Origin of the sequence: Streptomyces zhihengii (assembly GCF_016919245.1) — a bacterium.
Taxonomy (GTDB): domain Bacteria; phylum Actinomycetota; class Actinomycetes; order Streptomycetales; family Streptomycetaceae; genus Streptomyces; species Streptomyces zhihengii.
On record NZ_JAFEJA010000001.1, the window covers coordinates 1765289 to 1789990 of the forward strand.

Here is a 24702-nt window from a genome sequence, read left to right on the forward strand (position 1 = left end):
CGCGTCCCGCGCACGCACATGCGCGGGAAGTTCCCGTTCCGCCGGACGATCACTCGATCGACCGAACAGCGGTGCCGCGCGGCACAGAAGCGTGCACGGCGGGTACGTATGTTCGCATGACACCCACCGCCACCTACCGGCTCCAGCTCCAGCCGGACTTCCCGTTCGCTGCCGCCGAGGCGGCGGTCCCCTACATCGCCGCGCTCGGCGTGTCCCATCTCCACCTGTCCCCGGTGCTGGAGGCGGTGCCGGGGTCCACCCACGGGTACGACGTCGTCGACCACGGCCGGGTCCGCGAGGAGCTGGGCGGCGAACAGGGGCTGCGCGCCCTCTCGCGCACCGCCCGCGAGCACGGCCTGGGCCTCGTGCTGGACATCGTGCCGAACCACATGGCCGCCGCGCCCGCGTACAACCACGCGCTGTGGGAGGTGCTGCGGGAGGGCCCCGGCTCGCCGTACGCCCGCTGGTTCGACATCGACTGGGACGCGGGGGACGGCAAGGTGCTGCTGCCGGTGCTCCCGGGGCGCGTCGGCGACGAGCTCGCCAGGATGCGGGTAGAGGGTGACGTCCTGCACCACGGGGAGCAGCGTTTCCCGCTGCGCGCGGCGACGGCGCACCTGCCGCTGCCCGAGCTGCTCGACCACCAGTGGTACCGGCTCGGCTGGTGGCGCCTGGCCCGTACCGAGCTCAACTACCGGCGCTTCTTCACCGTGTCCGACCTCATCGGTGTCCGGGTGGAGGACACGGAGGTCTTCGACGCGACCCACGCCAAGATCCTGGAGCTGGTGCACGACGGGGTGGTCGAGGGGCTGCGGGTCGACCACCCCGACGGCGTCGCCGATCCGGAGGGCTATCTGCGCAGGCTCCAGGACGCGGCGGGCGAGGCCTGCTGGATCGTGGTGGAGAAGATCCTCACCGGCGGCGAGCGGCTGCCCGCCGGCTGGCCCGTCGCCGGCACCACCGGCTACGACGCGCTGCACCGGATCGACGGCCTGTTCACCGACCCGGCCGGGATACGGCAACTGAGCGGTGCCTACCGGGATTTCACCGAGGCCGACGACAGCCTCGGCGGCCGCTGGGAGGACACCGTGCGCCGCGCCGCCTACACGGTGGTGACCCACGAGCTGGCGGCAGAGACGTCCACCCTGGTGCGGATCGCCGAGCGGATCTGCGCCGCGGACCCGGCTCTGCGGGATCTGGCCCCCTGGGCCCTGCGGGACGCGCTGCGGGAGCTGCTGGTCAGGGTGCCGGTCTACCGCCCGTACCGGGTGGACGCGGAGGCCGCCCTGCCGGAGGAGGCGGCTGCGGCGGCCCGGGACACGTTCACCGTCGCCGAGGAGGCCCTCGCCGTCGACGTGGTGCGCGACCTGGCCCTCGGACGGCTCGGCGACGGCCCGGACCACGGCCGCTTCCGGGCCCGGTTCGCGCAGACGGCGTCGGCGCTGCGCGCCAAGGCGGTCGAGGACACCGCCTTCTACCGCTACGCCCCCCTCATCTCGGCGAACGAGGTGGGCGGCGACCCGGGCGACCCCGCGGTGGGGCCGGCGTCCTTCCACCGCTTCTGCGCCCGTCTCGCCCAGGACTGGGCCGGCACCGGCACGGTGCTCACGACCCACGACACCAAGCGCAGCGCGGACGTGCGGGCCAGGATCGCCGTGCTTTCGGAGTGCCCCGAGCGGTGGGCGGAGTTCCTCGCCGGCATCACCGCCCAGGCGGCCCCGCCCCCCGACGCCCAACTGGCCTGGGTGGCCTGGCAGACGGCGGTCGGGCTCGGCCTGCCGGACGCCGACCGGCTGGAGGCGGCGCTGCTGAAGGCCGTGCGGGAGGCCGGCGTCCGTACGAGCTGGACGGAGGCCGACCCTGCCTACGAGAAGGCGGTCGCCGCGTTCGTGGGCTCGGGTCCCGCGGGGCCCGCCCGGGAGTCGGTGCGGCGCTTCGTGGCGGAGCTCGCCCCCTGGGTGCGGGCCAATGTGCTCGGAGCGGCGCTGCTGCACCTCACCATGCCGGGGGTGCCCGACGTGTACCAGGGCTCGGAGCGGGAGTTCCTCGCCCTGGTCGACCCCGACAACAGGGCCCCCGCCCGCTTCGGCGCACCGCTCCCGGACCCGCTTCCCGATCCGCTCCCGGCCACGGCGGACGCGGACGCACCGGCCATGTCCGGCACACCGCGCGCGGCGGACGCGGACACACCGGTCACGGCCGGCACCCCGCGCGCGGCGGGCCGCGCGGAGGCGGCGGCTCCGCGCCGGCCGGCGCGGGCGCGGACGCCGGCGGGAGCGGGGCACCGGACAGCGCGGTCGGGGCCGAGAAGCTGGCGCTCACCGCCACCGCGCTGAGGCTGCGGCGCGAGCGCCCCGAGGTGTTCGGCGCCGCGGGCTCCTACGGCCCGCTGGAGGCGATGGGCCCGGCGGCGGACCACTGCGTCGCCTTCCACCGGTCCGGCGAGGTGGTCTCGGTCGTCACCCGGCTGTCCCTGCGGCTCGACCGCGAGGGCGGCTGGCGGGACACCGCCCTGGAGCTGCCGCCGGGGCGCTGGGCCGACCTGCTCGACGGGACGCGGGAGATCGAGGGCGGCGGCCCGGTGCCGCTCGCCGGCCTCCTCGCGTCCCGCCCGGTGGTCCTGCTCAGCCGCGTGGGCGGATCAGCAGCGACTTCGGGGAGCGGGTGATCAGTCCGCTGGAGACCGGCCGGAATCCTTCGGCCCAGCGCAGCCGGGGCATCGCCTCGGTGAGCGCCCGCAGCCCGTACTCGGCCTCCATCGCCGCGAGAGCCACCGCCGGGCAGCCGCCGAGACCGTAGGTGAGCTGCCCGGGGTCGCCCCGGAGCATGTCGAAGCGGTCCGGTTCGCGGAACCGCTCCGGGTCCCGGCCCGCCGCGCCGATCAGGCACGCCACGGTGGCTCCGGCGGGCAGCGTGCCGCCGCTCAGGGTGACCCTGGCCGACGTCCGGCGGATCACCACCAGCACCGGAGGGTCGCGCCGCAGCGACTCCGTCCACGCGCGGGCGATCAGGCGCGGTTCGGCCCGGAGCGCGGCGACACGGTCGGGGTGGTCGATGACGTTGGCGAAGAACGACGCGAGCGCCTTCTCGCGCACCGACACCTGCGCGACGCACCGCCCCGCGAGCAGCGCCCGTCCGGCGGTCCTGCCGCGGACGCCGACGGCACCGGACGGGAGCCATTTGCAGAACTCCTCCACCAGGTCCGCCTGCTCCCGGCCGGCGATGCGCCGGGCCAGGACGTAGGCGGTGCGCTTGACGACCTCGCGCATCGGCTGCGGCACGGGCGCCAGATGCTCGGCGCAGGCGTCGTCGCCCGGCCGGTGGCCGTGCGTGAAACGGAGGTCGTTGAGCGCGGTGGCGACGTCGGTGTAGCGGCTGAGCAGCCATGCCCCGACGGAGGCGTCGTAGGTGAGCGGGTGCTCCTCGCGGAGCACCCGGTACCCCTCGTAGAGCTCGTGCTCGTTGCCGGTCGGCAGCCCCGGCAGCAGGACGGGCCGGTGGGAGACGGGCGTGGGCGGCACGGCCGAAGGGCCGGGCGGTACCGGGTCGGGCGTGAGGTGCATGTCGGCGTGCATCTGAGGTGCTCCCCTGTCACGGCCGCGGCTCCTCGTGGCTCGCGGTCCTTCCAGGCGACCACCGGCGCGCCGCCGCCGCCCGCCCCGTGCACCCGCACGGGTGACGGCGGAGCCTGTGGGCCATTCGGGGACGCGGCCCATGATCACGGGCCGACGAGCCCCCGGCACCGGCAGGCGGGAACGGGGGCGGCTCAGCGCGCGGTCAGGCGGAAGGACATGCTGCCGAAGCCGACCATGTCGCCGTCCTGGACGACGATCGAGCCGGTCACCCGCCGTCCGTTGACGGTGGTGCCGTTGGTGGAGCCGAGGTCGCGCAGCACCCAGAGCCGGCCCTGGGAGCTCAGCTCGGCGTGCAGCCGCGAGACGGTGTCATGGCTCAGGCGCAGCCCGTTGGCCGGGTCCCGGCCGATCCGCAGCGGGTGCGGCCCGGGCTCGGGGAAGAGCAGCGGGGGCAGCTTCTCGGCCTGCCAGGCCCTGCGCAGCCGGACCGAGAACGCCGACGCGTGGCTCACGGCCCGGTACAGCCGACGGGTGAGCCGCCCCTTCTCGGTGAGGTCGGCGGTGAGCGCGTCCAGTTCGGCGGGCACCTGCGCCGCCAGCGCGAGTTCCATCCGGCGCACGAAGGTGTCGTGCGACAGCCTGCCCTGCGCCGCGCCCTCTTTGAGCACATCGAGGACACGCTCGCGCTGCGCGTCCGACAGCCGCGCGGGATACGTGTGGAACTCGGGAGAGGACGTCACCCGACAGATTGTCGGCCCGGAGGCCCCGAGGTGTCCAGAAGAGGTGATGCGAGGCCGTCCGGGACGAAGGCCCTGACCTGCACGGAAGGATCGGTTCCGGTCCATCGGGCGTCGGTGCGCGGCCAGTTGGCGGGCCCTGACGCCCAGGCCCCTTCCCGTCCGCGCGGCCGGGGCCCACCCCGAAAAGGAGTGGACGCGGCGGCGGGGCGCCCTCTACCGTGATCACGACGCCCGCGACGACGGAGAGGAGGCGAGTGCCGTGTACACCACACCGTTCCCGCGCTCCCGCCCCGTCCGCCCGGCGTTCGCATTCTGACCGGGAGCGCTCCACAGCTTTCTCCCGGAGGAATCCCCCATGACCGAACTGGTCATCCGTGCGCTCGACTCGAGCGAGGTCTCTCTCTTCGACACCCTGCCCGACCCTCTCGGCGCCGCCGCCGGCCACGCCACGACGGTGCACCGCCCCGAGTGGAAGCGGGTCGCCCTGCGCGACGGCAAGGTCGTGGCACGCGGCGCCTGGTGGGGCGGCCCCGACGACGACACCCCACTGAACATCAACTGGTTCGACGTCGCCGAGGGCGAGGAGGAGGCGGGCGCCGAACTGCTGCGCACCGCACCCTTCCAGGTCGAACTGGAGCTCAATCTGCCCGCCGGCTGGCGGGACGACCCGGTGGCCCTGGCGGCGGGCGAGGCCCGGCTCCGTGCCGCGCGGGCCGCCGGCTACGAGGTGCTGGTCGAGCGGTACCTGTACCGCTGGACGCCGGAGTGCGGGCTGCCCGAGCGGCCGGGCCGGCTCGACTTCCGGCCGGAGCCGGACGACGCCGTGTTCTTCGACGCCCTGCGCCGCATCCACTCCGCCACGCTCGACGCGCACGCCCTGCGGGCCATCGCGGAGGGCGGCCTCGACCAGGCGGCCCAGGAGGAGCTGGACTTCTTCCACTGGTGCCCCTCGCCGCGCGAGTGGTGGCAGGTGGCGTACACGCCCGAGGGCGAGCCGGTCGGCATCCACATCCCGGCGCACAACCCGGGCGGGCCGTGCGTCGGCTTCATCGGTGTGCTGCCGGAGCAGCGCGGGCGCGGCTACGCCTACGACCTGCTGGTCGAGTGCACCCGCTTCCTCGCCGAGCAGGGCGCCGAGTTCGTCGCCGGCGGCACGGACCGGGGCAACTTCCCCATGGCGGCCAACTTCGCCCGGGCGGGCCACCCGGTGGTCCGGGAGCGCGTCAACCTGGTCCTGGCGGAACGCCGCTGAGCGGAGCGGGGGCGTCCGCCGCACCGGACGCCCCCGCGTCAGCGCGTTCGCGCGCCCCGCGTCACCCCGTTCCCCGTGCCGCGTCATGGCGTCGCGGGTCCCGGCGTTCCCGCCTTCCCCCGGCCGGGCCTGCTGCCCGTCGCCCCGCTCCGCCCCGCGTGGATGCCCGGCCCGCCGCCCCGTACGCCTGCCGGGACCGCTGACCTCCGCCCGCCGCCGCTACCGCGGCTCACGCCGCTTCTGCGCCGCGATCATGTCGCGGTACCAGGCGTACGACGCCTTCGGCGTGCGCGCCAGGGTCTCGTAGTCGATGTGCACCAGGCCGAAGCGCTGCGCCGCGCCCTGGGCCCACTCGATGTTGTCGGTGAGGGACCAGGTGAAGTAGCCCCGTACGTCGACCCCCTCCGCCGCGGCGCGGTGCAGCGCGCGGAGGTGGGAGTCGAGGAAGGCGATGCGCCGCTGGTCGTCGGTCCCCTCGTAGGAGCATCCGTTCTCCGTGACGATCACCGGCGGCAGGCGCTTTCCGTAGCGGTCGCGGAGGCCGGTGAGTACTTCGCGCAGCCCGTCGGGGACGACCGGCCAGCCGAAGTCGGTGTGTTCGGCGGTCTCGATGTCGCGCAGCCCGAACGGCAGCCCTTCGGGCATGCCGACGCCGGCGAAGCTGTCGAGGGCGCCCCCGGCTTCTCCGGCGGGCGCACCGACGAGCATCGGGTGGTAGTAGTTCACGCCGTAGAAGTCGAGCGGCTGCGCGATCACGGCCAGGTCCTCGGCGACCGGTCCGGGCATCAGCGCGGCGATGTCCTCGTCCGGATAGGCGCCGGTGAGCAGCGGGTCGGAGAAGAGGTGGTTGGTGAGCGTGTCGTACAGCCCCGCGGCGAAGCGGTCGTCCTCGCCGTCGCCCGCCGTCCACACAGGGGAGTGGGACACGGCGATGCCGACCCGGGAGGCGCCGGCGGCGCGCAGCGCCTGTGCCGCGAGGCCGTGGGCGAGGAGCTGGTGGTGCGCGGCGGGCAGCGCGTCGAAGAGCAGGCGCCGGCCGGGTGCGTGCTCGCCGAGCGCGTAGCCGAGGAGGGTGACCTCGGCCGGTTCGTTGAGGGTCATCCACAGGGGGACCCGGTCGGCGAGCCGGCCGGCCACCGCGGCCGCGTACTCGGCGAAGCGTTCGGCGGTGTCCCGGCGCAGCCAGCCGCCCGCCTCGTCCAGCGGGAGCGGGGTGTCCCAGTGGTAGAGGGTCGGCGCGGGCCGGATGCCGCGGGCGCACAGCTCGTCGACGAGCCGGTCGTAGAAGTCCAGGCCGGGGGCGTTCACCAGGCCGCTGCCGCCCGGGATCACCCGGGGCCAGCTCACCGAGAAGCGGAAGACGTCGGCGCCGAGCCCGGCGAGCAGGGCCACATCCTCCCGGTACCGGTCGTGGAAGCCCGTGCCGCGTGCGGCGTCCGCGCCGCCCTTGATCCGTCCGGCCGCGGCGAAGGCGTCCCAGCCCGAGAGGCCCTTGCCGTCGGTGGCGGCGGCACCCTCGGTCTGGAAGGCGGAGGCGGCGGCTCCCCACAGGAATCCGGGCGGGAAGAGGGGCATCGGCTCTGACGGCGTCGGCATGCTCCGTGACCTTAATGGCCCAAGCACGCCGCCTGAAGACCCCCTTCTTGCCAGGATGGACGAGCCGACGGGGTCGGCGGTAATCGACGGGACGGCATCGACGACGAGGGGACCGCCAGTGCTGCTGTTCGAGGTGTGGGCACCGCATGCCGAGGAGAAGGTCACGCTGCGGCTGGAGGGCGAGGACCTGCCCATGCAGCCGGCGCAGGGCCGGACGGGCTGGTGGTTCACGGAGGCGCCGGCGGCCGACGGCGACCGGTACGGATTCGCCCTGGACGGCGGTCCCGTCCGGCCCGACCCGCGTGCGCGCCGCCTCCCCGACGGCCCGGACGGCCTCGCGGCGGTGGTCGACCACGGCCGTCACGTCTGGCAGCGGGACTGGCCGGGGCTGGGGCTGAAGGGCGCCGTCCTGTACGAGCTGCACATCGGCACGTACACCGCCGAGGGCACCCTGGACGCGGCGGCCGGGCGTCTCGCGGAACTGGCGGACCTCGGTGTCACGCATGTGGAGCTGATGCCGCTCTGCCCGTTCCCGGGTACGCACGGCTGGGGGTACGACGGGGTGGCGCCCTGGGCGGTGCACGAACCGTACGGCGGCCCCGAGGCACTGAAGCGCTTTGTCGACACCGCCCACGGCCTCGGGCTGGGGGTCGTCCTCGACGTCGTGCACAACCACCTCGGGCCCGCGGGCAACCATCTGCCCGCGTACGGCCCGTACTTCACCGACACCCATCACACCCCGTGGGGCTCGGCGGTCAATCTGGACGCCGCCGGGTCCGACGAGGTGCGGGCCTACTTCCTCGGCAGCGCCCTCGCCTGGCTGCGTGACTACCGGATCGACGGGCTGCGGCTGGACGCGGTCCACGCGCTGGCGGACACCCGGGCGCTGACGTTCCTGGAGGAGCTGGCGGCGGCCGTCGACGCCCTCTCGGCCGATCTGGGCCGCCCGTTGTTCCTGATCGCCGAGTCGGATCTGTGCGACCCGCGGACGACGGCCCCCCGGGCGGCCGGCGGCATCGGCCTCCACGCCCAGTGGAACGACGACTTCCACCACGCCCTGCACACCGCGCTGACCGGCGAGGCGCAGGGCTACTACGCCGACTTCGCGGGCGCGCCGATGGCGGCCCTCGCCAAGACGCTGACCCGGGTCTTCTTCCACGACGGCACGTACTCGACGTTCCGCGGCCGCACCCACGGCCGTCCCGTGGACGTGACCGGCACCCCGGCGCAGCGGTTCCTGGCCTACGCGCAGACCCACGACCAGATCGGCAACCGGGCGCTCGGCGACCGGCTGTCCGCCAGCCTCTCCCCCGGGCTGCTGGCCTGCGCGGCGGCGCTCGTCCTGACGGGCCCGCACACGCCGATGCTGTTCATGGGCGAGGAGTGGGGCGCGGGCACGCCCTGGCAGTACTTCACCGACCACACCGACCCCGTGCTCGCCGAGGCCGTCCGCACGGGCCGGCGGCGGGAGTTCGCGGAGCACGGCTGGGACGCGGACGAGATCCCCGATCCGCAGGCTCCCGCGACCCGGGAGCGTTCCTGCCTGGACCGCGCGGAGCGCGAGCGCGAACCGCACGCGGGCCTGCTGGCCTGGTACCGCCGGCTGATCGCGCTGCGCCGTACGCTGCCCGACCTCACCGATCCCGATCTCGCGGCGGTGAAGGTCGCCTACGACGAGCAGGGGCGCTGGCTGGTGTGCCGCCGCGGGGACCTGCGGGTGGCCGTCAACCTGGGTACGGCTCCCGCCGCGATCCCGCTCGGCGGGGGCGGCCGGATGGTGGCCTCCTGGGGCGACGCGGAGGTGCCCGGCGACGACGGCGTGCTGCTGCTCGGCCCGGAGAGCTGCGTGCTGCTCGCGCGTTCCTGACACACGGGGCCCGGGCGCCGGCAGGCGGCCGGGTCACCGGGGCGGGCACGGCGGCCGGGTCACCGGGGAGGCCGGGTCACCGGGGCAGGCAGGGCGGCCGGGTCGCCGGGGAGGCCGGGTCGCCGGGGCGGCGCTACTCGACGATCGCCATCTCCCGCGGCGTGGTGTTGAACCGGCGGGCGCCGTCGTCGGTGACGGTCACGATGTCCTCGATGCGCACCCCGAAGCGGCCCGGGAGGTAGATGCCGGGCTCGACGGAGAAGCACATCCCGGGGACGAGCGGCTGCTCCTCGCCCTCGATCATGTAGGGCGGCTCATGGGTGGTGACGCCGATGCCGTGGCCGGTGCGGTGGATGAACAGGTCCCCGTACCCGGCCTCGTCGATGATCTCGCGCGCGGCGCGGTCGACGTCCTGGCAGGCGGCTCCGGGCCGGACCGCCTCGATGCCGGCCCGCTGCGCCTCGCGCACCACGTCGTGGATGTGCTGCTCGGCCGGGCTGGGCTCGCCCACGTGCACGGTGCGGGTGGTGTCGGAGCCGTACCCGTCCTTCAGGCCGCCGAAGTCGAGCACCACCATGTCGCCCGCGACGATGGTCCGGTCCCCCGCCTCGTGGTGGGGATTGGCGCCGTTGGGCCCCGAGCCGACGACCGTGAAGTCGACCTGGGAGTGGCCGAACCGCATCAGCAGCGCGGCGAGGTCGGCCGCGACCTCGGTCTCCCTGCGTCCCGCGAAGCGTGCCGTGAGGATCTCGGCGTACGCCCGGTCCGCCGCCGCCCCCGCCGCTTCGAGGCGGGCCAGTTCATGGGCGTCCTTCACGGCGCGGAGCATGGGCAGGGCCTCGGTGAGCGACACGTAGGACGCGGCGGGCAGTTCGCGCTGGAGGCCGAGCAGGTGCATCGCCCAGGTGTTGTCGCTGACGGCGAACCTGCCGCGGGCGTCGAGCAGCGGTGCGACGGCGGCGTACGGGTCCTTGCCGTCGGTCCAGTCGCGCACGGTCAGCGCGGGCGCCGCGATGGCCCCGGCCGCGTCCGGCGCCTCCAGGGTGGGGACCACGAGGACCGGCTCCCGGCCGGCGGAGAGCACCAGGACGGTGAGCCGCTCGGTCGCGACGGGCCGGTAGCCGGTGAGGTGCACCAGGTCGGGACCCGGGGCGACCAGCACACCGGCGAGTCCCGCCTCGGCGGCGGCCTCCGCGGCGCGGGTCATCCGGGCGCGGTAGTCGTCGGCGGTGAACGGTGCCGGCGTGCTGCTCGTCGGCGTGCTGGTCATGGTGCCTCCTGCCGGGCCGGTGCGGTGGACACGTCTGCCCGTCATCCTCCCCGGGCGGGCCGCCCGGCGCGAGCCCGGTGTCGCCCGGCGCGGCAGCCGCCGGGGCGCGTGGCCGCGCCGGGGCACGCCAGGCCGTCAGGCGCCGTCGTCGGGACGCCCCTGCTCGTCGGCGACCAGCCGCTCCAGGAGGGCGTGGAACTCCTCGCCGATCAGGATGCGCAGCCCTTCGCCGTCCTCCTCCCGGTCGCTGAGCTGGGTGAGGGTCCCGTCGTGCCACCAGTAGACGTACGGGCTGATGGCGCCGGGCGTGTCCTCGAAGCCGGTGGCGGCGAACGCGGCCATGCCGTTCAGCGCGGCGATCATGCCGGTGTCGCGGATGGGGTGGAAGGCGAGCTGGTGCCGGAAGGGGATCGCCACCAGCGCGCCGTCCGGCGGCAGTTCCTCGCCGGTCACCTGACGGACGACGCTCTCCAGGGCGAGGATCCGGCTCGCGGTGTAGAAGGAGTCGCCGAGGACCACCTCGAAGCGCATCCCCTCGTCGTCCCGGACCGTCTCATGGGCCTCGACCGGGAGCCCGCGCAGGTTGTAGAGGGCCTGGTCGCGCAGGTAGGCCAGGTCGCCGAGGGGCTGGAGCGCCTCGTCGGTGAGCATCATGACGCTCTCCGGGAGGTCGAGCGCGAGGATCTCGCGCAGCCCGGGGCCTACGTCGCGGGCGTACTGGAAGTTCGAGGTGTCGAGGCCCTGGGCGCCGACGACCCGCGGATAGAGCTGGGCGCGGATCTGCTCGGCGGGCAGCGTGTCCAGCGCGGACGGCGCGTCCATGGCGCGCAGCACCATGCCCACGTGCTGCCGGACGAGGTCGGGCCACACGCGCGGGCCCCGCTCGTCGTTGTGGCAGACGGCGGCCAGGTTGCCGAGTCCGAACTGGCGGCCGTCGCTGTCGGTCACCATGTCGGCGAAGACGCTGACCTCGAGCCCCTGTTCGGCGAAGCACTCCCTGACCAGGCCGCGGAAGCGGCTGCCCTCCGCGACCGAGAGGAAGGCGAACTCCGGATCCCGGGGCGCATCGCGTCCGTCGCGCTTCGGCCCTCGCCGGAACAACCCCACGTCGACCGCCCTTCCCGCTCCCTCGTCTGCTCCTGCCGAGCCTACCCACCGGAGGTGAACCGCGGGGCGGCGGCCCGCGGCCCCGTGGTCGGCGGCCCACCGGGCCGGCGCGCGTGCGGGGCGGACTCACGGCCCGCCGGTGCGTGTCAGCCGGCGGTGATCACCAGGTCGGCGCGGTCGCGGTCGCGGGCGACGAGCCGCGCGTTGCGCTCGTCGGAGCCCCGCACCCAGCGCTCGGCGTCCCCGCGGTCCTTGCCGAAGCGCACATGCCGGTCGACCAGGCGCCGCACCCGGACGGCGGGGTCGGCCTCCAGATACCAGACCTCGTCGAGCAGCGGACGCACCCGTGCCCAGTGGCCGCCGTCGTGGAGAAGGTAGTTGCCCTCGGTGACGACCAGCGGGACGCCCGGATCGACGGGCAGGCTTCCGGCGACGGGCTCCTCGACGGCGCGGTCGAAGTCCGGGGCCCAGACGGTGGTGTCGGCCTCGGGGGCGCGCAGCCGGGTGAGCAGGGCCGCGTATCCCGCGGCGTCGAAGGTGTCGGGGGCGCCCTTGCGGCCGGCCCGGCCGAGGCGTTCCAGCTCGCGGCCGGCGAGGTGGAAGCCGTCCATGGGCACGAGCACGGCGAGCGGGCCCGCGGGGCTCGCGGCGTTGAGCGCCGCGACGAGGTGCCCGGCGAAGGTGGACTTCCCCGCGCCCGGGGCGCCGGTGACGCCCAGGATGCGGCGTCCGCCCTGGGCGGCGAGACCCCGGGCGCGGTCCAGGAGGTGCGGCGGGACGGAGTGGACGGCCATGCCGGTGATTGTCCCACCCGGGTGTTACGTATAACCTGACCGGATGCCCCACATCGCCCTGGTCACCCTGGTCGTCCGCTCGTACGACGAGGCCATCGCCTTCTACACGGGCCCGCTCGGTTTCGAGCTGGCCGAGGACACCGACCGCGGGGACGGCACCCGCTGGGTGGTCGTCCGCCCGCCCGGCGCCCCCGAGGGCACGGGTTTGCTGCTCGCCCGCGCGAAGGACGGGGAGCAGGCCGCCCGCGTCGGATCGCAGACCGGCGGCCGGGTCGGCTTCTTCCTCCACACCGACGACTTCGCCCGCGACCACGCCCGGATGACCGCGGGCGGCGTCCGCTTCCTGGAGGAGCCGCGGCACGAGGCGTACGGCTCGGTGGCGGTCTTCGAGGACCTGTACGGCAACCGCTGGGACCTGCTGGAACCGCGCTGACGGCGCTCCCCCGGCGGCGGTCCCGGTACCCGGGCCGGGCCACCGGAACAGCCGCCGGCCGCGTTGTCAGTGGCGGCTCCTACAGTGGTGGGTGCGGGGGGTTGACCACGGCCCCCGCACAACCACGGGGGAAATCATGACCACTTCGGCCGTCACCGTGCCCGCCGACGAGCTGCACCCGTCGATCGTCCATCCGCCGACGCTGCGTCTGCTCACGGGGGCGGGGCTGCCCGCGCGGCACGCGCTGATGCGTTTCGTGCCGCTCGCCGAGTCGGGCGGTGTGCCGGTGCCGGCCCTGCTGGCGCCCGGGGCCGACGTGGGGAAGCTGGATCCGCACGTCGCCGGACTGCTGCTCGTCGGGCACCTCCGGGCGGACGGCGAGGACACTCTGGAGATCGTGCTCGACGGGGCCACCGGGCGGGTGTTCACCCTGTATCTCTTCGAGGACTCGCCCCAGTTGCTGGAGGCCCTCCCCCTGGCGCCGTCGCTCGGCGCGCTGGCCCGCTTCCTCGCGGAGACGGACGACTTCGCGGCACGGCGCGGGCGCTTCGCCTCACTGGCGGGCCGGGCGGGGGCGGACGCGGTGGCGGAGGCCGGGCGCCTGCTGCTGGCCGCCTTCGACGACGCCGACTGGGACGGCGAGGACTGGGGCGAGGCCGGTGCGCGGGACGAGTGGGAGCACGCCCTGCCCGCGTACTGGCGGATCGCGGCCACCGTCCGGCCGCTCGGGCTGATCGCCGCCCCGGGCGACGGGCTGCGGCTCGCGCTCCCGCCGGGCCTGCTCGACGAGGAGTTCGGCGCCGCCGACATCCGGCGCTTCGCTCCGTCCGCGCTGCCTGCCGCACTGACCCACGAACCGACCAGGCGCTTCCTCACCGAGGTCGGACTGCCGCGTACGGAGCTGATGTTCGGCCTCTGGGGAGACGAGGACGTGCTGCGCACCCTCGCCGAGAGCGAGGCCGCCCGGCACGACGGCGACGGCGACGAGGACCGGCCGATACCGCCCGGCGCCGACGGGCTGGTGACGCTGGGCAGCCTGGTGCACGACATGGAGGTCGTCATCGACGGCGGCACCGGCCTGCTGTCCTGGCGCGAGTACGGCGGCGCCACGACCACCCCGGTCAACGCCGACGTCTCCACCCTGGCCTTCACCCTCTGGATGTACAGCCGGGAGCAGGAGCTCGACCAGGAGCACGGTTTCACCTCCGACTTCTACGAGCCGCTCGCGGCCGCCATGGTCGAGGTGCTCGCCTCGGCCGACCCGGTCGCCTGCCTGCCGGCCGAGCACGAGGACGACTACCGCTACTGGCCGGAGGTGTTCCACGACGAGGCGGGCGGGGTGCTCTGAGCGGAGGGCGGCCGGCTCCGCCCGGTGGCCGCGGCGGAGCACCGGTGAGCCCGCGGGCGGCGGCCGGCACGCGGCTCACTGGTCGCGGCGGTGCACCGCGGTGACGGCCACCGCCGCGGCGGCGAGGGCCCACAGGGCGTAGACCGTCCAGGCCCCGGCCGCCGACCACGGGTGGACCAGCCCCTCCGGGCCGTAGGGGATGTCCGTCAGCCGCAGCCACGCCCGGTACGGCAGCGCGTGCCCGAGGACGGCCGAGAGATGGCGGTCGTCGGTGAGGAGGAGCGGAAGCAGCAGCAGGACGACCACACAGCCCACCACCGCCCCCGGTCCGTGGCGTACCAGGGCCCCTATCGCGACGCCGGCGATCGCGGCCACCGGAGCCAGCAGCGCGGAGGCGGCCACCACCCGCAGCGCGCCCGGGTGGTCGAGCGGTACCCCCGCGCCCCGGGTGCCGAGGATCGCCTGGGTCACGGCGAACGACACCCCGGCCACCAGCGCGCCGAAGACCGTCGCCACGGCCGCGACCACGGCCGTCCTGGCGGCCATGACGGACCGGCGCGCGGGGACGGCGGCGAAGGTGGTGCGGATCAGCCCGCTGCTGTACTCGCCGGTGACGGCGAGCGCACCGAAGGCGCCCGCGAAGAGCATCATCAGCGTGCCCGCGTTGGTGGTGAAGGCGTGCAGCAGCGGCATGCCTTCCGCGACGAACCGGTCGGCGTAGGAGGCGTCCTCCGTGTTCCAGTAGCGGCGGGTGTCCCAGGAGGTGCCCGCGTTGAAGGCGAGGACGGCCAGCGCGGCGGCCGCCAGGCTCCAGGCCGTCGAGCGCAGGGACCACAGCTTGAGCCACTCGGCGGCCAGCAGGTCGAGGAAGCGCGGCCGGGGCTCACCCGCGGGGACGAGGGCGGCGGGCGCCGGCGCGGTCGGCATCGGGGTCGGGGTCGGGGTCGGGGTCGGGGTCGGGTTGGTCACCGGTCCTCCCCCGCGGCGAATTCGACGCTGTCGGCGGTCAGTCGCATGAAGGCGTCCTCCAGTGAGGCGGTGCGGGTGGTGATCTCGCTGAGCAGGATCCGGTGGTCGAGGGCGAGCGCGGCGACACGGCCGGCGTCGGCGCCCGTGACGGTGAGGCGGTCGCCGTCCGCGCGGACGGCGGCCCCGTCGGCGGTGAGCAGGGCGGTGAGCCGTGCGCCGTCCGGCGTCCGGACGATGACGCTCCCGGCCCCGCCGCCCCGGGCGGCGAAGGCGGAGAGGCTCTCCGCGGCGATCAGTTCACCGCGGCCGATGACGACGAGGTCGTCGGCGGTGTGCTCCATCTCGGACATCAGATGACTGGAGACCAGCACGGTCCGCCCCTGCTCGGCCAGCCCCCGGAACAACCCCCGCACCCACTTCACACCCTCGGGGTCGAGGCCGTTGAGCGGCTCGTCGAAGAGCAGCACCGGCGGGTCGCCGAGCAGCGCTCCCGCGATGCCCAGCCGCTGGCGCATCCCCAGGGAGTAGCCGCCGATCCGGCGGCGTGCCGCGCCGGTGAGGCCCACCTGGTCGAGCACCTCGGCGACCCTGGCGCGCGGGATGCGGTTGGAGCGGGCCAGCGCCGCCAGATGGGCCGTGGCGCGGCGGCCCCGGTGGACCTCTCCCGCGTCGAGCAGGGCCCCGACGTGCCGCAGTCCGCGCGGCCTGTCCCGGAACGGCCGGCCCCCGACGGTCACGGTGCCGCTCGTGGGGGTGTGCAGTCCCAGCATCATCCGCAGCGTGGTGCTCTTCCCCGCCCCGTTCGGCCCGAGGAATCCCGTCACCCGCCCCGGGCGCACGGTGAACGTCAGGTCCTTCACCGCCGTCGTGCGGCCGTAACGCTTCGTCAGTTCCTTGACCTCGATCATGGGTCCACCGTGCCGCCGGGCGGGGCGCCCCGGCATCCGGCCGGGGCGGACACTCCCGGCCCGCCGCCGTCGACCGTGGTCGTACACCCCGGGTCGGATGTCCGCCGCAGGGCGCCCGTCTACGATCACGCCATGTCCGCGACACAGCCCCCCTCCTCTCAGGACGACCCGCCGCCCGGACGGTCGTGGCGCAACGCGCCGCCGTGGGTGTGGACGGTGCTCGCCTGGTGCGCGGGGCTGGTGTTCACCTTTCTCATCCGGGTGCGCCTGCCGGGAGAGGACGCGCCGCCGGTCCTGGCGGGCGTGCTGTTCTACCGGTGGGACGGCATCACCCAACTGGTGCTCGCCACCGCGCTGACCGTGGCGGGGGCGCGGTGGCTGGACCGCTCGCCGCTGGGCGGATTGGGTCTGCTGCTGGGCGCCTCCGTCATCGCCACGATGCCGCTGAGCGTCGGGGAGATCCCGCTGGCCCAGTTCCTGGCCGTCGACGTCGCCCTGTACACCGTCGCGGCCTCGCGTCCGCGCCGCACCGGGGCGGTGGCCGTCGCCCTGGCACTCGGGGTGCTGGCCGGCTATCTGGCCTTCCGGTGGCTGGCCGGCTGGACCACCGGCACCTCGGCCGAGCTCGCGGTGGCGCTGACGGCCGTGGTCGCCTGGCTGACGGGCGACTCGGCGCACCGGTCCCGCCTCCATTCCGAGGAGCTCCGGGCGCGGAGCACGGCCCAGGCGGTCAGCGACGAACGTCTGCGGATCGCCCGGGAGTTGCACGACATGGTGGCGCACAGCATCGGGATCGTCGCCCTCCAGGCGGGAGCGGCCCGGCGGGTCATCGACACCCAGCCGGAACGGGCCCGCGAGGCGCTCGGCGAGGTGGAGGCCACCAGCCGGGAGACGCTGGCCGGGCTGCGCCGGATGCTCGGCGCGCTCCGCGAGGCCGACCGCGGCGGGGACCCGGCGCGGGAGGGGGCCGCCGGTACGCCGGGGCTCGACGAGGTGGACCGGCTGGCGGCGACGACCACCGCGGCGGGGGTGCGGGTGGAGGTGCGCCGGGTGGGCGGACGGCGGCCGCTGCCGCGGGAGATCGACCTGTCGGCGTACCGCATCGTGCAGGAGTCGGTCACCAATGTGGTCCGCCACGCCTCGACCGGCGCGTGCCGGGTGACGCTGGAGCAGCGGGAGGACGCCCTGTCGATCGAGGTCGCCGACGAGGGGCGGGGCGGGGTGCCGTCGGACACCGGCTACGGGCTGCTGGGCATGCGGGAGCGGGTCGGACTGCTGCGCGGCGAGTTCTCCGCGGGCCCCCGCCCCGGCGGCGGATTCCTCGTCCGGGCCCGGCTGCCCCTCCCGGAGCCCGCACCCGCGACGGACGCCGCCCGACTCCCCGAGACCGCACCTGCGACGGACCCCGCCCCGCCCACGGAGCCCGCCCGCGCCGTCACGGCGCCCCGTCCCACGGAGACCGCCCGATGACGACACCCGGCGGCACGGAGCCGGTCGCCGCCCGGAGCGCCGGGGCCGCGGAACCGCGCCGCCGGCCAGGCGGCGAACCGCCCGGCGGCGCCTCCCCCGAGGGCGCGCAGCCCGCGCCCGCCGGCACGGGCGCTCCGGCGGTCCGGGTGGTGCTCGCCGACGACCAGCCGCTGGTGCGCGCCGCGCTGCAGATGGTGATCACCGACGCCCCGGGCATCGAGGTGGCCGGGGAGGCGGGCAACGGCGCGGAGGCCGTCGCGCTCGCCGAGAGCCTGCGGCCGGACGTCGTCGTGATGGACATCAGGATGCCCGTGCTGGACGGGATCGAGGCGACGCGCCGGATCACCGGCCGGCCCGGCGGTCCCCATGTCATCGTGCTGACCACGTTCGACGACGACGAGGTCGTCTACGGCGCGCTGCGGGCGGGTGCCGCGGGCTTCCTGGTGAAGGACATGGCCCTGGACGACATCCTCGCGGCGGTGCGGCTCGTCGCGGCGGGCGAGGGGCTGATCGCGCCGGGCGTGACCCGCCGTCTGATCAGGGAGTTCGCGCGCCGCCCGGGACCGGCCCCCGGGCCCGGCCGGGAGCTGTCGGTCATCACCGACCGCGAGCGCGAGGTGCTGACACTGGTCGGGAGCGGCCTGTCGAACACCGAGATCGCCGAGCGCCTCGTGATCAGCGTCGCCACCGCCAAGACGTATGTCACCCGTCTGCTCTCCAAGCTCGGCGCCCGCGACCGGGTCCAGCTCGTGATCATCGCCTACGAGACCGGCCTGGTGTCCGCCACCGGCTGACCGCCGCGGCAGGACACCGGCCGACCGCCGCCGCAGGACACCGCCCGACCGCCACCACCAGGCACCGCCCGACCGCCGCGACACGACGCCGGCCACCCGCACAGGACACGCGACCGGAGGCGGAAGAAGCCCCCAACGTCCGCCCGCACGGCATAAATGGGGCGTCCCACGGGGTCGGCGGCGGGCCTCCCGTGCGCTGAGCCGATCATGACGGCATGACCACCACCTCCCGGCGCGGCCTGCTGGCCGCCTTCACCGCCTCGGCCGCCGCGCTCCCGCTCGGCGCCCTGGCGGCGCCTTCGGCACGGGCCGCCGCAGCGGCCCCCGGCGCGGCTCCGGCCGCGGCCCCGGCCGGGGGCCTCGCGACCCCCCGTTCCTCGGTGACGACCGCCCCGCTGGACGCCTCCTGGTTCACCCGTCAGACGCTGGGCGCGGCCCTGACCGCCACGGTGCTGCCCGGGACACCGGCCCGCACCGAGGTGACCTCGGGCGGCCGGCGGGTCGCGATGCTGACGCACGGGGCCCGCACGGTCGTGCTGCCCGGCCCCGGGCGGACGTTCACCGAGAACAAGAAGCCCTTCGCGGACGACTTCGGGCGCACCCTGCCGGACCCGTCGCTGCCGGAGGCCGACCGGCAGTACTGGGGTTCCTCCCCCGGCGGCGGGAGCTGGTCCACGCTCGGGCCCGCGGCGAGCGACTACGCGGTGGTCCCGGGCACCGGTCTGATCACGCTGACCACCGACTACGCCAGCCGGCACGCCACCCTGCGCGACGACCGGATCGGCGACGTCGACGTCCGGTCCACGGCGTCGTTCGACAAGGTGCCCACCGGACAGGCGTGTTCGTACGCGCTGTCCTTCGGCTACCAGGACACCCGCAACAGCTACCGCGCGCGGCTGTCGTTCCTGACCTCGGGCGCCGTGGAACTGCGCGTCGAGAAGGAGGTCGCCGACACGGTGACCCAGCTCGTGCCCGCGCAGACGCTCGCGACGGGTGTGCCGGCGGGCACGCCGTGGACGGTCCGGGTGCGCCGCGAGGGCGAGCGCATCCGGGTGAAGGCGTGGCGGGCGGCGGGGGCCGAGCCCGCGGCGTGGGCCGTGGACACCACCGACCCCACGTTCCTCCGGGGCCGGGTCGGGCTGCGCGCGCTGGCCAACGACGGCTGCACCGCGCTGCCGGTCACCCTGGCGGTCAGCCGGTTCCAGGTGGACGCCGCGACCTGGGACGCCCCGCCCTCGGTGACCCACGGCGGCTGGGTGCGGGTGCTGCCGGAGCCCTTCGACGGGACGTGGACGGCCGCGCTGGAGGAGACGGTGCGGGGCTGGGCCGGCTCGACCGCCCCCGATGTGCTCGCCTTCGCCGCGATGTTCCTGGCCGGCGCCCCCGCGGTGGTCGGCGGCACCGGGCAGGCGGCGGGGCGGCAGGTTCTCGGCGAGTCCGGCTACGGCTACCTGGACGCGCGGGGCAACCGCTACGAGGGGGCCGACTTTCACGAGTACATGGGGATCGGCTGGACGTTCCCCGACGGCACCCGGACCGGGCCGTCCACGCGCCAGACGGGGAACCTGGACTGCTCGGGCTACACCCGGATGGTCTTCGGCCATCACCTGGGCGTGCCGCTGGCCGCCGGGGAGGACACCTCGGGCACCCGGCTGCCGCGCAAATCGCGTGACATGGCCGTGTACGCGCCCGGGGTGCGCGTCGACCGCACCGACGGCTCGGCGCCCCCGGCCGCGGACCGGCTCCAGCCCGGTGACCTGGTGCTCTTCAACGCGGACTCGGGTGACGACGGCACATCGGCGACGGTCGACCATGTCGGTATCTACCTGGGCAGGGACACGGCCGGCGGCCGCCGCTTCCTCTCCAGCCGCAAGACGGGCAACGGGCCCACCATGGCCGATCTGGGCGGCGCCTCGCTGCTGGACGGCACCGGCACCTACGCCAGGACGCTGCACACCGTGCACCGCCTCTGACCCGCCGTCCGGCCCGGGCGCCCCTGTGCGGGGGCCCGGGCCGGACCGGGGTCAGGCCCGGTCCGGGTCCAGCGTGAGCGAGATCGAGTTGATGCAGTACCGCTGGTCGGTCGGGGTCTGGTAGCCCTCGCCCGCGAAGACGTGGCCGAGGTGCGACCCGCAGCGGGCGCACCGGACCTCGGTGCGGACCATGCCGTGGGTGCGGTCCTCGACCAGTTCGACCGCGTCGGTGTCCTTCGGGTCGTAGAAGGACGGCCAGCCGCAGTGCGACTCGAACTTGGTGTCGGAGCGGAACAGCTCCGCCCCGCAGGCCCGGCAGGAGTAGGTGCCGGCGGTCTTGGTGTCGGTGTACTCGCCGACGAAGGCGGGCTCGGTGCCGGCCTGGCGGAGCACGGCGTACTCCGCGGGGTTCAGCTCGGCCCGCCACTGCTCGTCGGGCTTCTCGATCTCGTACGCCATCACAGGCTCCCTCGGGTCGGTTCGGCGGCCCGGCCGTGCGCCGTCGCGCTCACTGGGCCAGCCGGGCGAGGACGGCCGGGCCGAGGTCCGTGACATCGCCGGCGCCCATGGTCAGAACGAGATCACCGGGCTTCGCCATTCCCGCGACGACCTCGGGGACGGTCTCCTTGTCGTGGACGGCCCGCACCCGGGCGCCGGCCGCGTTCGCCGCGTCGATGATCAGCTCGCTGGTGACGCCCGGGATCGGGTCCTCACGGGCCGGGTAGATGTCGAGGACCACGGACTCGTCGGCGAGGGCGAGGGCCTGGCCCATCTCCTTGCCGAGTTCCTGGGTGCGCGAGAAGAGGTGCGGCTGGAAGACGACGAGCAGCCGGGAGCCGTCGGCCGCGGAGCGCATCGCCTCCAGGTCGGCCGTCATCTCGGTGGGGTGGTGGGCGTAGGAGTCGATGACCTGGACGCCCGCCGCCTCGCCCTTGAGCTGGAGGCGGCGCTTGACGCCGGTGTAGCTGCCGATGGCGGAGGCCAGGTTGTGCGCCGGGATGCCGAGGGCGACCCCGGCGGCGAGCGCGGCGACCGCGTTGAGGGCGTAGTGCCGGCCGGGGACGGAGACGGTGAAGGTCAGGAACCGGCCGTCGAGCAGCACGGTCACCTCGCTGGTCAGGCCCCGCGGAGTGATCTTGTGGACGCGGACGTCGGCGTCCTCGTGCTCGCCGTAGGTGACCACCCGGAGCGACGGCAGGCCGCGCACCCGGCGGGTCAGTTCGACGGCGCCCTGCTGGTCGGCGCAGACGACCAGGGTGCCGCCGGGGACGATCTTGCCGACGAAGGTCTCGAAGGACGCGAAGATCTCGTCCATCGAGGCGTAGTTGGCGTGGTGGTCGAGTTCGGCGTTGAGGACGATCGCGACGTCCGGGTCGTACTTGTGGAAGCTGCGGTCGCTCTCGTCGGCCTCGGCGACGAAGATGTCGCCCTCGCCGTGGCGGGCGTTGGTGCCGGGGCCCTCCAGGTCGCCGCCGATCGCGTACGACGGGTCGAGGCCGAGGTGGGTCAGGGCGACGGCGAGCATGGAGGTGGTCGTCGTCTTGCCGTGGGTGCCGGCGACGGCGATGGAACGCAGCCCGGTCATCAGGGAGGCGAGCGCGTCGGAGCGGTGGACGACCGGCACGGACAGCTCGGCGGCGCGCACCAGCTCCGGGTTGTCGGCGCGGATGGCGCTGGAGACGACGACGCAGCTCGCGTCGTCGGCGAGGTGCGCGGCGGCGTGCCCGATGTGGACGGTGGCGCCGAGCGCGCGCAGCGACTCGGCGGTGGCGGACTCCTTGGCGTCGCTGCCCGCCACCTTGGCCCCGCGCTGGGCGAGGATCTTCGCGATGCCCGACATTCCGGCGCCGCCGATGCCGATGAAGTGCGGGCGCTCCATGGCGCTGGGGACGGCGGGTGCCATGTGTCAGTCTCCCGGGGTGGGTGTGCGGGTGCAGTGGCCCAGCCTAATGGTCCGGCGCCACCGCCCCGGGGCCCGGCCGGGCGCGCCGCGGCCGTCCGCCGGCGCGCCCGCCGGGGCTCACTCGCTGTGGGCGAAGAGCTTGAGCACCGGGACGCCGACCTTGTGTCGGGCGCGGGAGGCCCAGTCGCGGTGGAAGAACTCCTCCACGTAGTGCGGCTCGGTCAGCACGATGACCTCGTCGGCGTCCGCCTCGGCGACCATGTCCTTCAGCCGGGCGAGCGGGTGGTCCTCGACGACCTGGCCGGTGGCCTCGCAGCCCGCGGCGTGCAGGGCGGCCAGCGAGACGGCGAGTCCGCGCTCGGCGGGGGCCTTCGCCTCGTCGCCCTCCGGTTCGTCCCCCTCGCGCACGGCCTCCTTCAGCTCGCCCAGGGCGAGGTCGTCGATGGCGCGCAGCAGGACGTCCGCCTGGTCTCCCCGGGGCTGCATCAGGACCACGAACGACACGTCCTCGTCGCCGTGCAGGGTGGTGAGGAACTCCACGTCTTCGCCGGTAAGGGGCTTCTCGATCATCAGTACGCTTGTGAACACGTTCAGGAGCCCTTCTGCGGAAACCATCCTTCCCCGTGACCGCACGGGGTTCTGCGACACAAGTGTGCCCCTCGGAAGCTAAGCGGAACTGTTAATTCCGCCGATTGTCACCTGCCGTGGCACAGGTGTGACCGCACAGGTGCCCGAGTGCGGCCCCGTGCGGGGGAGGAAGCGGCCCGGCCGCTCAGGCGGACGGCCCGGGGGCCCGGCGGTAGCGGGTGAACAGGAAGCCCGCGTCCTCCAGCACCGACGCCAGCGCGAAGCGCGACGGGTCCGCGAGGGCCGGCCCCCAGGCGATCCGCTGGGCCTCCCCCGCGGTCATCGCCGGCGAGACGGTCAGACAGAGCTCGTCGAGCACGCCGGCCGCCGCGAACTGGCCCAGCAGCCTGGGGCCGCCCTCGGTGAGCAGCCGCACCAGACCGCGTCCGGCGAGCTCCCGCACGGCCTGCCGCGGGTCCACGCCGGGGCCGTCGCCGGCCACCACCACCTCGGCCCCGGCCCGCTGAGCCGCCGCGACCCGCTCCGGCGGGGCCGCGGCTCCCGTCAGCACCAGCGTCGGCACCAGCGGCCCGGTGAACAGCGGCAGCGAGAAGTCCAGGTCCAGGGAGGCGCTGACGACCGCGATCGCCGGCGCGGGCCCCTGCCCGGCCGCGGCACGGCGGGCGGCGAAGGCCTCCCGGGCGCGCGCGGGGCGGTAGCCCTCGGTCCGCACCGTCTGCGCGCCCACCACGACCGCGTCGGCGAGGCCCCGCAGGGTGCCGAAGATCCGCATGTCGGCGTCGGACGAGATGGCCTGCGAGCGGCCGTCGTGCTGGGCCGCGCCGTCGAGCGAGGAGACCATGTTGGCGCGCAGCCACACCGCCTCGCCGCCGGGGTACGCGTACGCCTCGGCCAGCTCGTCCAGGGACCACTCCCGGTCCTCGCGGTCACCGGCGGCGGATGTCTGGTCGGTCACAGGGAACAGGCGTCGCATACCGAGCAGTCTTACACGGCCCTTACAGTTGAATACTGTGCCGACCAGCCCGATGACCGAAGCCGCCCCCCTCTCGCTCTGCGCGCGCGAGCCGCACGTCCCCGCCGACCGTCTGGTCGCCGAGATGGTGCCGCCGCCGCGGTTCGACTCGGTGCGCTTCGACACGTACGTGCCCGACCCGGGGCAGCCCAGCCAGATGGAGGCCGTGAAGGTCCTCGCCGGGTTCGCCGGCGGTCTCGGCGGCGCCCACGCGAGCGGCGGCGGCAGGCGACGCTGGTTCGCGCGGAAGCCGACCGCCCCCTCCGGCCCGCGCGGGGTCTACCTCGACGGCGGCTACGGCGTCGGCAAGACCCATCTGCTCGCCTCGCTGTGGCACGCCACCCCGGCCGATCCGTCGCTCAAGGCGTTCGGCACGTTCGTCGAGCTGACCAACCTGGTCGGGGCGCTCGGCTTCCAGCAGACCGTGCGGACGCTCAGCGGGCACCGGCTGCTGTGCATCGACGAGTTCGAGCTGGACGACCCGGGCGACACCGTCCTCGTCTCCTCGCTCCTCGGCCGCCTCGTGGAGGAGGGCGTGGCCCTGGCCGCCACCTCCAACACCCTGCCGGGCAAGCTCGGGGAGGGACGTTTCGCCGCGGCCGACTTCCTGCGCGAGATCCAGGGTCTGTCCGCGCACTTCCGGCCACTGCGGATCGACGGCGAGGACTACCGTCACCGCGGTCTGCCCGCCGCCCCGGACCCGTACGCGGACGACGAGGTCACCCGGGCCGCGTACGCCACCGAGGGGGCCTCCCTCGACGACTTCCCGATGCTGCTGGACCATCTGGCCAAGGTGCACCCGAGCCGCTACGGCGCGCTCACCGACGGGATACGCGCGGTGTGCCTCACCGACGTCCGCCCGGTGCCCGACCAGTCGACCGCGCTGCGGCTCGTGGTCCTCGCGGACCGGCTGTACGACCGGGAGGTCCCGGTGCTCGCCTCGGGCCTCCCGTTCGACCGGCTGTTCAGTGACGAGATGCTGAACGGCGGCTACCGCAAGAAGTATTTCCGGGCGATCTCCCGGCTCACGGCCCTGGCACGCGACGCAAAGGCCTTGATCGCGCAGTAGGTTGGGTGCCGTCACACCCATACCGAAGGGAAGA

At 74.9% G+C, this 24702-nt stretch carries 21 protein-coding genes and 1 pseudogene; 10 read left to right on the forward strand and 12 right to left on the reverse strand.

The genetic code is table 11. From position 1 onward, the window contains the following. Positions 1–116: 116 nt before the first annotated feature. Positions 117–2336, forward strand: coding sequence for a malto-oligosyltrehalose synthase (gene treY / locus JE024_RS07325; RefSeq protein WP_205372823.1), 2220 nt, complete (start codon positions 117–119; stop codon positions 2334–2336). Further along, positions 2306–2668, forward strand: a pseudogene (locus tag JE024_RS07330) (malto-oligosyltrehalose synthase); the annotation flags it as partial. The gene treY and the pseudogene JE024_RS07330, both read left to right, overlap by 31 nt. Here the strand turns inward: JE024_RS07330 and JE024_RS07335 are convergent. Both JE024_RS07335 and JE024_RS07340 read right to left on the reverse strand, forming a co-directional pair. Then, entirely contained in the window at positions 2625–3575 is a 951-nt protein-coding gene (locus JE024_RS07335; RefSeq protein ID WP_205372824.1) for a cytochrome P450, read from the reverse strand. The pseudogene JE024_RS07330 and the gene JE024_RS07335 overlap by 44 nt on opposite strands. 191 nt (positions 3576–3766) lie before the next feature. Further along, positions 3767–4315: an FHA domain-containing protein gene (locus tag JE024_RS07340; protein ID WP_205372825.1), complete on the reverse strand. Its 549-nt coding sequence runs from the start codon at positions 4313–4315 to the stop codon at positions 3767–3769. A 355-nt stretch (positions 4316–4670) separates the two neighbouring features. Between JE024_RS07340 and JE024_RS07345 the strand changes: the two genes are divergently transcribed. After that, the gene (locus tag JE024_RS07345) at positions 4671–5567 is read left to right on the forward strand and encodes a GNAT family N-acetyltransferase (protein WP_205372826.1); all 897 of its coding nucleotides are present in this window, start codon (positions 4671–4673) and stop codon (positions 5565–5567) included. A 219-nt stretch (positions 5568–5786) separates the two neighbouring features. Here JE024_RS07345 and JE024_RS07350 read toward each other — a convergent pair whose 3' ends face one another. After that, a complete protein-coding gene (locus tag JE024_RS07350) occupies positions 5787–7163 on the reverse strand; it encodes a GH1 family beta-glucosidase (protein ID WP_205372827.1) in 1377 nt (458 codons plus the stop codon). 121 nt (positions 7164–7284) lie between these two features. Between JE024_RS07350 and treZ the strand changes: the two genes are divergently transcribed. Continuing rightward, positions 7285–9030 (forward strand): malto-oligosyltrehalose trehalohydrolase, encoded by a 1746-nt coding sequence (gene treZ / locus JE024_RS07355; protein ID WP_205376424.1) that lies wholly within the window; start codon positions 7285–7287, stop codon positions 9028–9030. Positions 9031–9163: 133 nt separating this feature from the next. Here treZ and JE024_RS07360 read toward each other — a convergent pair whose 3' ends face one another. The 3 genes from JE024_RS07360 to JE024_RS07370 form a co-directional block, all read right to left on the reverse strand. Beyond that, positions 9164–10300, reverse strand: coding sequence for an aminopeptidase P family protein (locus JE024_RS07360; RefSeq protein ID WP_205372828.1), 1137 nt, complete (start codon positions 10298–10300; stop codon positions 9164–9166). 135 nt (positions 10301–10435) lie between these two features. Then, complete coding sequence (locus tag JE024_RS07365) at positions 10436–11407, reverse strand: DUF1444 domain-containing protein (protein WP_205372829.1); 972 nt, start codon at positions 11405–11407, stop codon at positions 10436–10438. A 146-nt stretch (positions 11408–11553) separates the two neighbouring features. Further along, positions 11554–12201, reverse strand: coding sequence for a nucleoside/nucleotide kinase family protein (locus JE024_RS07370; RefSeq protein ID WP_205372830.1), 648 nt, complete (start codon positions 12199–12201; stop codon positions 11554–11556). A gap of 43 nt (positions 12202–12244) precedes the next feature. Between JE024_RS07370 and JE024_RS07375 the strand changes: the two genes are divergently transcribed. Further along, positions 12245–12634, forward strand: coding sequence for a VOC family protein (locus JE024_RS07375; protein WP_205372831.1), 390 nt, complete (start codon positions 12245–12247; stop codon positions 12632–12634). 136 nt (positions 12635–12770) lie between these two features. Further along, entirely contained in the window at positions 12771–13982 is a 1212-nt protein-coding gene (locus JE024_RS07380) for an SUKH-4 family immunity protein (protein WP_205372832.1), read from the forward strand. 75 nt (positions 13983–14057) lie between these two features. Here the strand turns inward: JE024_RS07380 and JE024_RS07385 are convergent, their stop codons facing one another. Then, complete coding sequence (locus tag JE024_RS07385; RefSeq protein ID WP_205376425.1) at positions 14058–14909, reverse strand: ABC transporter permease; 852 nt, start codon at positions 14907–14909, stop codon at positions 14058–14060. A 38-nt stretch (positions 14910–14947) separates the two neighbouring features. Then, positions 14948–15859 carry an ABC transporter ATP-binding protein gene (locus tag JE024_RS07390; protein WP_205372833.1) on the reverse strand — a complete coding sequence of 304 codons (912 nt, stop codon included), beginning with the start codon at positions 15857–15859 and terminating at the stop codon, positions 14948–14950. Between the two features lie 132 nt (positions 15860–15991). Between JE024_RS07390 and JE024_RS07395 the strand changes: the two genes are divergently transcribed. The 3 genes from JE024_RS07395 to JE024_RS07405 all read left to right on the forward strand — a co-directional run bounded on the left by JE024_RS07395 (position 15992) and on the right by JE024_RS07405 (position 20096). After that, the gene (locus JE024_RS07395; protein WP_205372834.1) at positions 15992–17329 is read left to right on the forward strand and encodes a histidine kinase; all 1338 of its coding nucleotides are present in this window, start codon (positions 15992–15994) and stop codon (positions 17327–17329) included. Continuing rightward, positions 17326–18123, forward strand: a complete 798-nt coding sequence (locus JE024_RS07400; RefSeq protein ID WP_205372835.1) for a response regulator — start codon at positions 17326–17328, stop codon at positions 18121–18123. Before JE024_RS07395 ends, JE024_RS07400 begins: the two co-directional genes overlap by 4 nt. Before the next feature lie 215 nt (positions 18124–18338). Beyond that, entirely contained in the window at positions 18339–20096 is a 1758-nt protein-coding gene (locus tag JE024_RS07405) for an NlpC/P60 family protein (protein ID WP_205372836.1), read from the forward strand. A 51-nt stretch (positions 20097–20147) separates the two neighbouring features. On the opposite strand, the gene msrB is transcribed toward JE024_RS07405, so the two are convergent. From msrB to JE024_RS07425, 4 genes are all read right to left on the reverse strand, one after another. Continuing rightward, positions 20148–20555 (reverse strand): peptide-methionine (R)-S-oxide reductase MsrB, encoded by a 408-nt coding sequence (gene msrB / locus JE024_RS07410; RefSeq protein WP_205372837.1) that lies wholly within the window; start codon positions 20553–20555, stop codon positions 20148–20150. A gap of 49 nt (positions 20556–20604) precedes the next feature. Then, entirely contained in the window at positions 20605–21999 is a 1395-nt protein-coding gene (gene murC, locus JE024_RS07415; protein WP_205372838.1) for a UDP-N-acetylmuramate--L-alanine ligase, read from the reverse strand. Positions 22000–22116: 117 nt separating this feature from the next. Further along, complete coding sequence (locus JE024_RS07420; protein ID WP_205372839.1) at positions 22117–22587, reverse strand: indole-3-glycerol phosphate synthase; 471 nt, start codon at positions 22585–22587, stop codon at positions 22117–22119. Positions 22588–22771: 184 nt separating this feature from the next. After that, positions 22772–23560, reverse strand: a complete 789-nt coding sequence (locus JE024_RS07425) for a pyrimidine reductase family protein (RefSeq protein WP_205372840.1) — start codon at positions 23558–23560, stop codon at positions 22772–22774. 52 nt (positions 23561–23612) lie between these two features. On the opposite strand from JE024_RS07425, the gene zapE reads away from it, so the two are divergent. After that, the gene (zapE, locus tag JE024_RS07430; RefSeq protein WP_205372841.1) at positions 23613–24668 is read left to right on the forward strand and encodes a cell division protein ZapE; all 1056 of its coding nucleotides are present in this window, start codon (positions 23613–23615) and stop codon (positions 24666–24668) included. The last annotated feature ends 34 nt before the right edge of the window (positions 24669–24702 follow it).

What these genes read in the sequence shown, in the direction of transcription:
- treY (WP_205372823.1), top strand. Translation starts at nt 117, where the DNA reads ATGACACCCACCGCCACCTACCGGCTCCAGCTCCAGCCGGACTTCCCG.
- JE024_RS07335 (WP_205372824.1), bottom strand. Translation starts at nt 3,575, where the DNA reads ATGCACGCCGACATGCACCTCACGCCCGACCCGGTACCGCCCGGCCCT.
- JE024_RS07345 (WP_205372826.1), top strand. Translation starts at nt 4,671, where the DNA reads ATGACCGAACTGGTCATCCGTGCGCTCGACTCGAGCGAGGTCTCTCTC.
- JE024_RS07350 (WP_205372827.1), bottom strand. Translation starts at nt 7,163, where the DNA reads ATGCCGACGCCGTCAGAGCCGATGCCCCTCTTCCCGCCCGGATTCCTG.
- JE024_RS07360 (WP_205372828.1), bottom strand. Translation starts at nt 10,300, where the DNA reads ATGACCAGCACGCCGACGAGCAGCACGCCGGCACCGTTCACCGCCGAC.
- JE024_RS07370 (WP_205372830.1), bottom strand. Translation starts at nt 12,201, where the DNA reads ATGGCCGTCCACTCCGTCCCGCCGCACCTCCTGGACCGCGCCCGGGGT.
- JE024_RS07375 (WP_205372831.1), top strand. Translation starts at nt 12,245, where the DNA reads ATGCCCCACATCGCCCTGGTCACCCTGGTCGTCCGCTCGTACGACGAG.
- JE024_RS07380 (WP_205372832.1), top strand. Translation starts at nt 12,771, where the DNA reads ATGACCACTTCGGCCGTCACCGTGCCCGCCGACGAGCTGCACCCGTCG.
- JE024_RS07385 (WP_205376425.1), bottom strand. Translation starts at nt 14,909, where the DNA reads ATGCCGACCGCGCCGGCGCCCGCCGCCCTCGTCCCCGCGGGTGAGCCC.
- JE024_RS07390 (WP_205372833.1), bottom strand. Translation starts at nt 15,859, where the DNA reads ATGATCGAGGTCAAGGAACTGACGAAGCGTTACGGCCGCACGACGGCG.
- JE024_RS07395 (WP_205372834.1), top strand. Translation starts at nt 15,992, where the DNA reads ATGTCCGCGACACAGCCCCCCTCCTCTCAGGACGACCCGCCGCCCGGA.
- JE024_RS07400 (WP_205372835.1), top strand. Translation starts at nt 17,326, where the DNA reads ATGACGACACCCGGCGGCACGGAGCCGGTCGCCGCCCGGAGCGCCGGG.
- JE024_RS07405 (WP_205372836.1), top strand. Translation starts at nt 18,339, where the DNA reads ATGACCACCACCTCCCGGCGCGGCCTGCTGGCCGCCTTCACCGCCTCG.
- msrB (WP_205372837.1), bottom strand. Translation starts at nt 20,555, where the DNA reads ATGGCGTACGAGATCGAGAAGCCCGACGAGCAGTGGCGGGCCGAGCTG.
- murC (WP_205372838.1), bottom strand. Translation starts at nt 21,999, where the DNA reads ATGGCACCCGCCGTCCCCAGCGCCATGGAGCGCCCGCACTTCATCGGC.
- JE024_RS07425 (WP_205372840.1), bottom strand. Translation starts at nt 23,560, where the DNA reads ATGCGACGCCTGTTCCCTGTGACCGACCAGACATCCGCCGCCGGTGAC.
- zapE (WP_205372841.1), top strand. Translation starts at nt 23,613, where the DNA reads ATGACCGAAGCCGCCCCCCTCTCGCTCTGCGCGCGCGAGCCGCACGTC.